Here is a 12,832-nt window from a genome sequence, read left to right as displayed (position 1 = left end):
CACGCACCTGTGCCGGCAGGCGTACGGCTACTGAACTTCGCGCAACACCGCGAGGACTGCCGCCTCGTCGGGCGCGGCCGACAGCCGCTCGCGGAAGCCGATGTCCATCAGCTTGCGCGAGAGCATCGCGAGGATCCGCAGGTGTTCGTCGCCCGCGGCCGCCTCCGGCACCGTGATCATGAAGATCAACTTGGCCTGCGTACCGTCGAGCGAACCCCACTCCACGCCCTCGGCGGACCGGGCGAACCCGACCACCGGGGCCGTGACCGCATCGGTCTTGGCGTGCGGAATGGCGATCTCCTCGCCGAGCCCGGTGGAGCCCTGGTCCTCACGGGCGAATGCCGCCGCCACCAGCGCCTCCAGGTCGGCGACCTTCCCGGTGGTGGCGAGCATCGCGGCCATCTCGCGGATGGCAGCGTCCTTGGTCCCGGCCTCCAGCCGCACCTTCACGGTCTGCCCGGTGAGATACCCCGACAGCACCTCGTCGCCGGCCGCTGCGGTCTCGGCCAGGAGCTCGGGCTGGGGCTCAGCCGCATTCTCGGCCTGGGTCGCAGCCTCGGGCTCGGCCTGGGGCTCGGTGGCGCCGGAGGCCGCCGGGGGAGCGGCAGGTGCCTTCGTGAGTACGGCCGCGGTGCCGGCGCCCGTCCCGGCGCCGGCGAGCACCGGCTCGGGTACGAGAGGCCCGGTTCCCGTCGCGGACGCGGCTCCGGCTCCCGCGGTCGCGAGTGCGTCCGCACCGCGGTTGCCGCGCTCCTTGATGTCGATCAGCGCATTCGTCGTGATCGCCGTGACGAGGGTGCCGACGGCCACGGCGAGGAAGAACATCGGCACCCCGCCGATCGCCCCGAGCACCGCCACGATCGGTCCGCCGTGCGGGACCGCGTCCTCGACCGAGGCGACACCGGCGATCGCGCCGGCCACCGCACCACCGAGCATGTTCGCCGGGATCACCTGTGCCGGCCGGGCGGCCGCGAACGGAATCGCGCCCTCGGAGATGCCGAACACGCCCATGAACAGCGCCGCCATACCGGTCTCGCGCTCCTGCTGCGAGTAGAGCCTGCGCCGTATCAGCGTGGCGAGCCCCTGACCCAGCGGCATCACCGGGATCGCCGCGGCGCACATGCCCATGACCGTCTGGTTGCCGGTCGCGATGAGCCCGGCGCCGAAGAGGAACGCGGTCTTGTTGACCGGCCCGCCCATGTCGAACGCGATCATGAGCCCCAGCAGCGCACCCAGCAGTACCGCACTGCTTCCGGTCATCCCGCTCAGCCAGTCGGTGAGATGGGTGAACACCCAGGCGATGGGTTCGCCGATGACGTAGATGAAGAACAGACTCAGCGCCGTCGTCGCCACGATCGGGATCACGATGATCGGCATGATCGGCTGCGCGAACTTGGGGACCTTGACCTTCTTGATCCACAGGACCAGATATCCGGCCAGGAACCCGGTGACGATGGCACCGATGAACCCGGCGCCCGCCTCGGAGTCGTAGAACTCCCCGTGCCCGGCGATCCAGCCACCGATCATGCCCGGCACCAGCGCGGGCCTGTCGGCGATCGCGTAGGCGATGTATCCGGACAGGATCGGGATCATCAGCTCGAAGCCGACGACACCGACGGCGAACACATCCGCCCAGAACGTCCCCTTGGGGATCGCGTAGCCCTTGGCCGTCGCGTCACCGCCGAGGGCGAGGGATATCGCGATGAGCAGTCCGCCGACAACCACGAACGGGATCATGTACGAGACGCCGTTCATCAGCGCCTTGTAGACGATGCTGCGCTCCTTGCCGCCCCCGGCCGCCCCGGATGTGCCGACTGCCGGAGCACCGCCACTGCCGCCGTCCGCGGTCTGCACGGGCGCGCTCTGCACCTGCTCGATGAGACTCCCCGGGTGGTGGATTCCCTCGGCCACCCCGACGGCCAGCACCTTCTTGCCCACGAAACGGCTGCGGTCCACATCCTTGTCGGCGGCGATGATGATGCCGTCAGCGTTTCTGACATCGTTGTCAGTCAGGACGTTCTCGGCGCCGATGGAGCCCTGCGTCTCCACCTTGATCTCGACGCCGAGCGCCTCCGCGGCCTGTGCCAGCTTCTCCGCGGCCATGTAGGTGTGCGCGATGCCGGTCGGACAGGCGGTCACCGCGAGAAGCCTGACCTTCCGCTTCTCGCTCTCCGGACTGGTCACGTGTTTCTCCTAACGCTTGTGGCGCAGATCGTGCAGATTCCCGATCCCGCAGCATCGTGCAACACGTTTGCGCCACATCAAAAGCCCTGGTGGCCCGGCACTTAAGGGACAAGAGCCCTGGGATGTGGCCGAATCCCGCCCTGGGGCGCCCCGAGGCGGGCTGGGGTCGACCGCAGGGATCGGTGTAGATTCGTGACCAGACTCAGACGTCGCTGCTGATGGCGGTCGGGCGGTCCTCGCGGACCGACCGAGGGAGAGAGGGCCTCCGACGGACTGCGCTGCGAGTGGCCCGGGCATTCCTGTGTCCGCCGCCGCAGAGCCAGCCGTACCCACCTCGACCCACACCACGAGGAGCAGCTCGCCCATGACGACTGTCGCCACCGGCCAGGACTTCAAGGTCGCCGACCTTTCGCTCGCCGACTTCGGCCGCAAGGAGATCACCCTCGCCGAGCACGAGATGCCCGGCCTGATGTCGATCCGCAAGGAGTACGCCGAGCAGCAGCCGCTCGCCGGCGCCCGCATCACCGGCTCGCTGCACATGACCGTGCAGACCGCCGTCCTCATCGAGACCCTGGTCGCCCTCGGCGCCGAGGTCCGCTGGGCGTCCTGCAACATCTTCTCCACCCAGGACCACGCCGCCGCCGCGATCGCGGTCGGCCCCAACGGCACGCCGGACAGCCCCGCGGGCGTCCCGGTCTTCGCCTGGAAGGGCGAGACGCTGGAGGAGTACTGGTGGTGCACGGAGCAGGCGCTGACCTGGCCCGGCACGCCCACCGGCGGTCCGAACATGATCCTCGACGACGGCGGTGACGCCACGCTCCTGGTCCACAAGGGCGTCGAGTTCGAGAAGGCCGGCGAGGCCCCCGACCCGGCCACTGCGGACAGCGAGGAGTACGCCTACATCCTCCGCCTGCTGAACCGCACCCTCTCCGAGGACCCGCAGAAGTGGACCCGCCTGGCGTCCGAGATCCGTGGCGTCACCGAAGAGACCACCACCGGTGTTCACCGTCTGTACGAGATGCACCGCGACGGCACCCTCCTCTTCCCGGCGATCAACGTCAACGACGCGGTCACCAAGTCCAAGTTCGACAACAAGTACGGCTGCCGCCACTCGCTCGTCGACGGCATCAACCGCGCCACCGACGTCCTGATCGGCGGCAAGGTCGCGGTCATCTGCGGCTACGGCGACGTCGGCAAGGGCTGCGCGGAGTCCCTCCGCGGCCAGGGCGCCCGCGTGATCATCACCGAGATCGACCCCATCTGCGCCCTCCAGGCGGCGATGGACGGCTACCAGGTCACCACGCTCGACGAGGTCGTCGGCACGGCCGACCTGTTCATCACCACCACGGGCAACAAGGACATCATCATGGCCGCCGACATGGCCAAGATGAAGCACCAGGCCATCGTCGGGAACATTGGCCACTTCGACAACGAGATCGACATGGCCGGCCTGGCGCAGATCCCGGGCATCGTCAAGGACGAGGTCAAGCCCCAGGTCCACACCTGGAAGTTCCCCGACGGCAAGGTCATCATCGTGCTGTCGGAGGGCCGTCTGCTGAACCTGGGCAACGCGACGGGCCACCCCTCGTTCGTGATGTCCAACAGCTTCGCCGACCAGACCCTGGCGCAGATCGAGCTCTTCACCAAGCCGCAGGAGTACCCGACCGACGTCTACGTGCTGCCGAAGCACCTCGACGAGAAGGTCGCCCGGCTGCACCTGGACGCTCTCGGTGTGAAGCTCACGACGCTCCGCCCCGAGCAGGCCTCGTACATCGGTGTGCAGGTCGAGGGCCCGTACAAGTCGGACCACTACCGCTACTGATCGTCTGCCGACCCCGGCCGGCTGCCCCCTGGATGGCGCAGGCGGACAGTCGGCCGTCGGTCGGACCTGAGCGACGGGGCCGGCCGACGGCCGTCGGACAGCTTTCCGGCGCGCGGCAGCGTGACAGCCTCCGCCACAGGTGGCCGACGGCGGTCGGACAGCCTCGCGACAGGTGGCCGTCACACCACCCGCCGTCTGTGGCGGTCAGCAGTCAGTGGCCAACAGACAGCACAGCCGGCAGCGGCACCAGGCAGGCCCCCGCACCCCCGTGTCGGGGGCCTGCCCCGTACGCTCCCCGAACGGCTCCGGCTCTCCGGCACGAGCCTCACCGCCCAAGGACACCGACGCCCCCATGCCCCGCGGCCGCTATTCGCTTCACGATCCGCACGATCACACCCCCCTCGGCAACGAACACTTCCAATGCGCCCCCGGCCCGTCCGGCTGGCGCTACGTCTCGCAGATCACCACCCCCTCCGGCGACCACGCCGGCTCCGTCGACCTCGCCCTCGACGAACTCGGCCGTCCCATCCGCCTCGAACTCCACGCATCCAGCTGGCAGGTTCGTGGCGCCGCGCTCGACGGCGTCACCTGGGTACGCACCGACCCCACCGGCACTCATGCCACCGAAGGCAATGTCCGCGCCCACGCCTTCACCGGCACTTCCCCCGCCTTTCTCATCGCGACCGCCCGCCTTCTGCACCTCACCCCCGGCTCCCCGGCGACGCGCGTCCGCCTGGTCGCCTTCACGGATCCAGTCCTCGCCCCCCGCACGGTGGATCAGTCCTGGGCCCTGGTGAAGAGTGAAGCGCATGCCACTGACAACGGCCCTCTGACCGTGGACGAATACCAGGTCAGCGCCCTGGACACGGGGGAACAGCACGCAGTCCACATCGCGGGGGACGTGGTTCTCGCGGCGCCCGGCATCGAACTCGAGGACCTCGAGACACCGCCGTCGGTCCTGCCCTGACGAGCGATCACAGGCAGGGCTCTGGAGGCCCGCCGTGGCCGCCTCGGTAGCTGCTTCCGGCCGGGTTGCCTGCCCCTATGCGGGTGGCGCGAAGCCCGTCGACTGCGGTGCGCCGCCATCGGCGCGGTCACCGGTACCGCGGTTCGGCTCGGGCGGGGTGCGGGGATGGACTTCCTTTGCCGGCCCAAGCGCCACGGGCGTCGCCTGAGAACCGGCAGTGTCACTGGCACCGATGGTCCAGCCTGCACCAGGGCTCACAGCGCTCCCCGTTGCCGCACCCGCACCAGAACCGCCACTGACTCCGGTGGCCGGAGCGACGAAACCGGGTGTCGCCGCCTGCATCTGGCCGGCGCCGGTCATCGGGTCACCTCCAACGCCCCCCGCCCCGAAGGCGCGTCGCGCATCCCGGGCCTGCCGCTCGTTCACCACAGCGGCCAGATAGGCGGCCGGAGGCACACCCTGCGGCGCGGGCGCCCCCGTACGTTCGGCGAGGTCACCTGCCAGCCGGTCCGCCATCGACCAGCTCACCGCCGGGTCCAACTGGCGCATCCGCGTCAGGTACTGCCGTATGGCCAGCCACAGGTGATCGGGCACCGCCGACAGGTCCAACTCCGCGAAGCGGCCCACGAGCCACGGCGGCGGAGGCGGCAGGACATTCCCGCGTGTGGCGGGCACCCGCTCCCGTACGACCAGCGTCCCCGCGAACACATCACCGATGCGCCGGCCCCGCGCCGACACCAGCGACGCGATACACGCGATGACCCCGAACGACATCAGGATCTCGACCACTCCCATCGCCCCGCGTACCAGCGCGTGACGGAACCGGATCGGCCCGCCGTCATCGCGCACGACCCGCAGTCCACAGGCGAGCTTCCCCAGCGAGCGCCCGTGACTCAGGGTCTCCACGGCTATCGGCGCACCCACCAGGACCAATAGGAATGTTGCGATCGACACCGCCATGACGGCTGCCTCGTCCAGCGAGGCCGTCGCCACGGCGAGGCCTATGGAAATGAACAGGTAGGCGGCGCACACGACCACCAGGTCGATCACAATGGCGAGTGCTCGACTCGGCAGTTTCGCCGACTGCAGCCCCAGTACGACCGCGTCCCCCGTCACTAGCGCACTCACCGCTGCCGCCCTCCGCCGTCGACCGTCCCTGCCCCTTGCTTCATCAGTCTGCCAAGCTGATCCGCAGCGCGCCGCAGTAGTACGAACCGTACGCACCCAGTGCCTGGAGCAGCAGCCGACCATGGACCTCGATGTCTTCGTGACCGCCCACCGTGCCGAGTGGGACCGCCTGGACCACCTACTGCGCCGAGGCCGACGACTCACGGGTGCCGAAGCGGACGAACTCGTCGCGCTCTACCAGCGCGCCGCCACGCATCTGTCCCTCATACAGTCGAGCGCCCCCGACCCGGTACTCACCGGCCGCCTCACGCAGCTCGTCGCTCGCGCCCGCTCCACGGTCACCGGAACCCGGCGAGCGACATGGCGCGACGCGGTCCGCTTCGTCACCGCCGGATTCCCGGCGGCCGTCTACCGCTCCCGCCACTGGTGGATACCGACCGCCGTGCTCTCCACCCTCCTCGCCGCGATCATCGGCTGGTGGATCGGCGCCCACCCCGAGGTCCAGTCGGCGATCGCCGCCCCCGAGGAGCTGCGCCGGCTCACACAACCTGGTGGCGAGTACGAGACGTACTACTCCAGCCACCCCGCGGCCTCCTTCGCCGCCCAGGTCTGGACGAACAACGCGCGGGCAGCCGCCATGTGCCTCACCCTCGGCGCCTTCCTGTGCTTCCCGGTGATCTGGATCCTGTTCCTCAACATGCTCAATCTGGGCGTCGGTATCGGCCTGATGTCCTCCGCCGGCCGCCTCGACACGTTCCTGGGCCTCGTCCTGCCGCATGGTCTTCTCGAACTGACCGCTGTCTTCGTCGCCGCGGGCACGGGCCTACGCCTGGGCTGGACGCTCATCGACCCCGGCCCTCTGTCGCGCCGGACGGCGCTCGCCCAGCAAGGGCGCGCCGCGCTCGGAATGGCCATCGGCCTGGCCCTGGTGCTCTTCGTGGCGGGCGTGATCGAAGGCTTCGTCACCCCGTCCGGCCTGCCGACATGGGCCCGCATCACCATCGGCATCGTCGCTGAACTGGCCTTCCTGGCATACGTCTACGTCCTGGGCGGACGAGCGGCCCGGGCAGGCGACACGGGCGACGTCGACGAGGCCGACCGCAGTGCCGAGCTCCCGGCCGCTGCCTGATGTGCGTCCGGCCCGTCTGACCTGCTACTGTCCTCTCCGCCCGCAAAAACCGTTGACACGGCAGATGTGGGGAGGTAGATTTTGAGGGTTGCCTCGGACTGGACAAGGCCGAGAGCAGTTGATAACGTCTCTCTCGCTCTCAACGGAAATTCAAATTTCCGCAGAGCCAATCGACTCCTTATCCGGATCACTCAGGCTGATTAGCTCGGCCGAAATGCTTCTGATAAAGTCGGTGCAGCCGAAAGGCGAAAGGCCACTCCAATCGGCCATCGGATTCACATTCCACCGGAAACGGAACGGAAAAAGAATCTGGTAGGGTTGGAAACGCAAGACCGAAGGGAAGCGCCCGGAGGAAAGCCCGAGAGGGTGAGTACAAAGGAAGCGTCCGTTCCTTGAGAACTCAACAGCGTGCCAAAAGTCAACGCCAGATATGTTGATACCCCGTCCATCTTCGGATGGCGAGGTTCCTTTGAAAGTCCTGCCGGCCCCTTGTGGATCGGTAGGCAATGACACAGCGAGGACGCTGTGGACAGTCGGTCTTATTCCGATCGACTGTTCCGCTCTTGTGGTGTTCATCCCGATTACGGGAAAACATTCATGGAGAGTTTGATCCTGGCTCAGGACGAACGCTGGCGGCGTGCTTAACACATGCAAGTCGAACGATGAAGCCCTTCGGGGTGGATTAGTGGCGAACGGGTGAGTAACACGTGGGCAATCTGCCCTTCACTCTGGGACAAGCCCTGGAAACGGGGTCTAATACCGGATAACACTCCTTCCTGCATGGGGAGGGGTTGAAAGCTCCGGCGGTGAAGGATGAGCCCGCGGCCTATCAGCTTGTTGGTGGGGTGATGGCCTACCAAGGCGACGACGGGTAGCCGGCCTGAGAGGGCGACCGGCCACACTGGGACTGAGACACGGCCCAGACTCCTACGGGAGGCAGCAGTGGGGAATATTGCACAATGGGCGAAAGCCTGATGCAGCGACGCCGCGTGAGGGATGACGGCCTTCGGGTTGTAAACCTCTTTCAGCAGGGAAGAAGCGAAAGTGACGGTACCTGCAGAAGAAGCGCCGGCTAACTACGTGCCAGCAGCCGCGGTAATACGTAGGGCGCAAGCGTTGTCCGGAATTATTGGGCGTAAAGAGCTCGTAGGCGGCTTGTCACGTCGGATGTGAAAGCCCGGGGCTTAACCCCGGGTCTGCATTCGATACGGGCTAGCTAGAGTGTGGTAGGGGAGATCGGAATTCCTGGTGTAGCGGTGAAATGCGCAGATATCAGGAGGAACACCGGTGGCGAAGGCGGATCTCTGGGCCATTACTGACGCTGAGGAGCGAAAGCGTGGGGAGCGAACAGGATTAGATACCCTGGTAGTCCACGCCGTAAACGTTGGGAACTAGGTGTTGGCGACATTCCACGTCGTCGGTGCCGCAGCTAACGCATTAAGTTCCCCGCCTGGGGAGTACGGCCGCAAGGCTAAAACTCAAAGGAATTGACGGGGGCCCGCACAAGCAGCGGAGCATGTGGCTTAATTCGACGCAACGCGAAGAACCTTACCAAGGCTTGACATCGCCCGGAAAGCATCAGAGATGGTGCCCCCCTTGTGGTCGGGTGACAGGTGGTGCATGGCTGTCGTCAGCTCGTGTCGTGAGATGTTGGGTTAAGTCCCGCAACGAGCGCAACCCTTGTTCTGTGTTGCCAGCATGCCCTTCGGGGTGATGGGGACTCACAGGAGACTGCCGGGGTCAACTCGGAGGAAGGTGGGGACGACGTCAAGTCATCATGCCCCTTATGTCTTGGGCTGCACACGTGCTACAATGGCCGGTACAATGAGCTGCGATGCCGCGAGGCGGAGCGAATCTCAAAAAGCCGGTCTCAGTTCGGATTGGGGTCTGCAACTCGACCCCATGAAGTCGGAGTTGCTAGTAATCGCAGATCAGCATTGCTGCGGTGAATACGTTCCCGGGCCTTGTACACACCGCCCGTCACGTCACGAAAGTCGGTAACACCCGAAGCCGGTGGCCCAACCCCTTGTGGGAGGGAGCTGTCGAAGGTGGGACTGGCGATTGGGACGAAGTCGTAACAAGGTAGCCGTACCGGAAGGTGCGGCTGGATCACCTCCTTTCTAAGGAGCACTTCTTACCGGATCTTCGGATCTGGTCAGAGGCCAGTACATCGGCGAATGTCCGGTGCTGGTTGCTCATGGGTGGAACGTTGACTATTCGGCACGGCTCAGATGATGACTGTTAGTACTGCTTCGGCGTGGAACACAGGATTCGACTGGTCGTGCCGGGCGCGCTGTTGGGTATCTGAGGGTGCGGACAGAAAGTTGTCTGAACCTTCGCGATGCCGGCCCCAGTGAACTCGCTGTCTTCAGCGGGGTGGTGGGTGGCTGGTCGTTGCTTGAGAACTGCACAGTGGACGCGAGCATCTGTGGCCAAGTTTTTAAGGGCGCACGGTGGATGCCTTGGCACCAGGAACCGATGAAGGACGTGGGAGGCCACGATAGTCCCCGGGGAGTCGTCAACCAGGCTTTGATCCGGGGGTTTCCGAATGGGGAAACCCGGCAGTCGTCATGGGCTGTCACCCGCTGCTGAACACATAGGCAGTGTGGAGGGAACGAGGGGAAGTGAAACATCTCAGTACCCTCAGGAAGAGAAAACAACCGTGATTCCGGGAGTAGTGGCGAGCGAAACCGGATGAGGCCAAACCGTATGCGTGTGATACCCGGCAGGGGTTGCGCATGCGGGGTTGTGGGATCTCTTTATCATCGTCTGCCGGCGGTGAGACGAGTCAGAAACCGTATGGATAGGCGAAGGACATGCGAAAGGTCCGGCGTAGAGGGTAAGACCCCCGTAGCTGAAATTCATGCGGCTCGTTTAAGAGACACCCAAGTAGCACGGGGCCCGAGAAATCCCGTGTGAATCTGGCGGGACCACCCGTTAAGCCTAAATATTCCCTGGTGACCGATAGCGGATAGTACCGTGAGGGAATGGTGAAAAGTACCGCGGGAGCGGAGTGAAATAGTACCTGAAACCGTGTGCCTACAAGCCGTGGGAGCGTCGCGCAAGGAACTTGTTCCTTGCGTCGTGACTGCGTGCCTTTTGAAGAATGAGCCTGCGAGTTTGCGGTGTGTTGCGAGGTTAACCCGTGTGGGGAAGCCGTAGCGAAAGCGAGTCCGAATAGGGCGACATAGTAGCGCGCTCAAGACCCGAAGCGGAGTGATCTAGCCATGGGCAGGTTGAAGCGGCTGTAAGAGGTCGTGGAGGACCGAACCCACCAGGGTTGAAAACCTGGGGGATGACCTGTGGTTAGGGGTGAAAGGCCAATCAAACTCCGTGATAGCTGGTTCTCCCCGAAATGCATTTAGGTGCAGCGTCGTGTGTTTCTTGCCGGAGGTAGAGCACTGGATAGGCGATGGGCCCTACCGGGTTACTGACCTTAGCCAAACTCCGAATGCCGGTAAGTGAGAGCACGGCAGTGAGACTGTGGGGGATAAGCTCCATGGTCGAGAGGGAAACAGCCCAGAGCATCGACTAAGGCCCCTAAGCGTACGCTAAGTGGGAAAGGATGTGGAGTCGCAGAGACAACCAGGAGGTTGGCTTAGAAGCAGCCACCCTTGAAAGAGTGCGTAATAGCTCACTGGTCAAGTGATTCCGCGCCGACAATGTAGCGGGGCTCAAGCGTACCGCCGAAGTCGTGTCATTCCAGCATATAGGGCCAACGCCTGCTGGGATGGGTAGGGGAGCGTCGTGTGCCGGGTGAAGCCGCGCCGGAAGGCAGTGGTGGACGGTTCACGAGTGAGAATGCAGGCATGAGTAGCGATACACACGTGAGAAACGTGTGCGCCGATTGACTAAGGGTTCCTGGGTCAAGCTGATCTGCCCAGGGTAAGTCGGGACCTAAGGCGAGGCCGACAGGCGTAGTCGATGGACAACCGGTTGATATTCCGGTACCCGCTTTGAAACGCCCAATATCGAGCCCATTAATGCTAAGCCCGTGAAGCCGTTCCGGACCCTTCGGGGAATGGAAAGTGGTGGAGCCGGCGATCCAAGGTGGTAGTAGGTAAGCGATGGGGTGACGCAGGAAGGTAGTCCAGCCCGGGCGGTGGTTGTCCCGGGGTAAGGGTGTAGGCCGTGTGATAGGCAAATCCGTCACACATTGAGGCTGAGACCTGATGCCGAGCCGATTGTGGTGAAGTGGATGATCCTATGCTGTCGAGAAAAGCCTCTAGCGAGTTTCATGGCGGCCCGTACCCTAAACCGACTCAGGTGGTCAGGTAGAGAATACCGAGGCGTTCGGGTGAACTATGGTTAAGGAACTCGGCAAAATGCCCCCGTAACTTCGGGAGAAGGGGGCCATCACTGGTGAGAGGACTTGCTCCTCGAGCTGGGGGTGGCCGCAGAGACCAGCGAGAAGCGACTGTTTACTAAAAACACAGGTCCGTGCGAAGCCGTAAGGCGATGTATACGGACTGACGCCTGCCCGGTGCTGGAACGTTAAGGGGACCGGTTAGTACGCTTTCGGGCGTGCGAAGCTGAGAACTTAAGCGCCAGTAAACGGCGGTGGTAACTATAACCATCCTAAGGTAGCGAAATTCCTTGTCGGGTAAGTTCCGACCTGCACGAATGGCGTAACGACTTCTCGACTGTCTCAACCATAGGCCCGGTGAAATTGCACTACGAGTAAAGATGCTCGTTTCGCGCAGCAGGACGGAAAGACCCCGGGACCTTTACTACAGTTTGATATTGGTGTTCGGTTCGGCTTGTGTAGGATAGGTGGGAGACTGTGAAGCGGCCACGCCAGTGGTTGTGGAGTCATCGTTGAAATACCACTCTGGTCGTGCTGGATGTCTAACCTGGGTCCGTGATCCGGATCAGGGACAGTGTCTGATGGGTAGTTTAACTGGGGCGGTTGCCTCCCAAAAAGTAACGGAGGCGCCCAAAGGTTCCCTCAGCCTGGTTGGCAATCAGGTGTTGAGTGTAAGTGCACAAGGGAGCTTGACTGTGAGACCGACGGGTCGAGCAGGGACGAAAGTCGGGACTAGTGATCCGGCGGTGGCTTGTGGAAGCGCCGTCGCTCAACGGATAAAAGGTACCCCGGGGATAACAGGCTGATCTTCCCCAAGAGTCCATATCGACGGGATGGTTTGGCACCTCGATGTCGGCTCGTCGCATCCTGGGGCTGGAGTCGGTCCCAAGGGTTGGGCTGTTCGCCCATTAAAGCGGTACGCGAGCTGGGTTTAGAACGTCGTGAGACAGTTCGGTCCCTATCCGCTGTGCGCGTAGGAATATTGAGAAGGGCTGTCCCTAGTACGAGAGGACCGGGACGGACGAACCTCTGGTGTGCCAGTTGTCCTGCCAAGGGCATGGCTGGTTGGCTACGTTCGGGAGGGATAACCGCTGAAAGCATCTAAGCGGGAAGCCTGCTTCGAGATGAGTATTCCCACCTCCTTGAGAGGGTAAGGCTCCCAGTAGACGACTGGGTTGATAGGCCGGATATGGAAGCCCAGTAATGGGTGGAGTTGACCGGTACTAATAGGCCGAGGGCTTGTCCTCAGTTGCTCGCGTCCACTGTGTTAGTTCTGAAGTAACGAACTGTCGAACC

General features: G+C 64.2%; 5 protein-coding genes and 2 rRNA genes. 5 read left to right on the top strand and 2 right to left on the bottom strand.

Annotation, left to right across the window (positions count from 1 at the left end):
* Window positions 1–27 precede the first annotated feature (27 nt).
* Window positions 28–2,184: a fructose-specific PTS transporter subunit EIIC gene (locus ACQPWZ_RS14265; RefSeq protein ID WP_433571511.1), complete on the bottom strand. Its 2,157-nt coding sequence runs from the start codon at window positions 2,182–2,184 to the stop codon at window positions 28–30.
* Between the two features lie 364 nt (window positions 2,185–2,548).
* Between ACQPWZ_RS14265 and ahcY the strand changes: the two genes are divergently transcribed.
* Window positions 2,549–4,006 (top strand): adenosylhomocysteinase, encoded by a 1,458-nt coding sequence (gene ahcY, locus ACQPWZ_RS14260; RefSeq protein WP_433571510.1) that lies wholly within the window; start codon window positions 2,549–2,551, stop codon window positions 4,004–4,006.
* Between the two features lie 352 nt (window positions 4,007–4,358).
* Window positions 4,359–4,973: a hypothetical protein gene (locus tag ACQPWZ_RS14255; protein WP_383242980.1), complete on the top strand. Its 615-nt coding sequence runs from the start codon at window positions 4,359–4,361 to the stop codon at window positions 4,971–4,973.
* 75 nt (window positions 4,974–5,048) lie between these two features.
* On the opposite strand, the gene ACQPWZ_RS14250 is transcribed toward ACQPWZ_RS14255, so the two are convergent.
* Window positions 5,049–6,101 carry an RDD family protein gene (locus tag ACQPWZ_RS14250; protein ID WP_433571509.1) on the bottom strand — a complete coding sequence of 351 codons (1,053 nt, stop codon included), beginning with the start codon at window positions 6,099–6,101 and terminating at the stop codon, window positions 5,049–5,051.
* A 121-nt stretch (window positions 6,102–6,222) separates the two neighbouring features.
* On the opposite strand from ACQPWZ_RS14250, the gene ACQPWZ_RS14245 reads away from it, so the two are divergent.
* From ACQPWZ_RS14245 to ACQPWZ_RS14235, 3 genes are all read left to right on the top strand, one after another.
* Entirely contained in the window at window positions 6,223–7,230 is a 1,008-nt protein-coding gene (locus ACQPWZ_RS14245) for a stage II sporulation protein M (RefSeq protein WP_433571508.1), read from the top strand.
* Window positions 7,231–7,824: 594 nt separating this feature from the next.
* Window positions 7,825–9,350 (top strand): 16S ribosomal RNA (locus ACQPWZ_RS14240).
* A 310-nt stretch (window positions 9,351–9,660) separates the two neighbouring features.
* Window positions 9,661–12,783 (top strand): 23S ribosomal RNA (locus ACQPWZ_RS14235).
* Together the 16S and 23S rRNA genes form the textbook arrangement of a ribosomal RNA operon.
* The last annotated feature ends 49 nt before the right edge of the window (window positions 12,784–12,832 follow it).

The sequence above is a fragment of the Streptomyces sp. CA-251247 genome, from assembly GCF_050952975.1.
Taxonomy (GTDB): Bacteria; Actinomycetota; Actinomycetes; order Streptomycetales; family Streptomycetaceae; genus Streptomyces; species Streptomyces achmelvichensis.
Note: the sequence above shows the minus strand (reverse complement) of the source record. Positions and strands in the feature narration are given on the sequence as shown.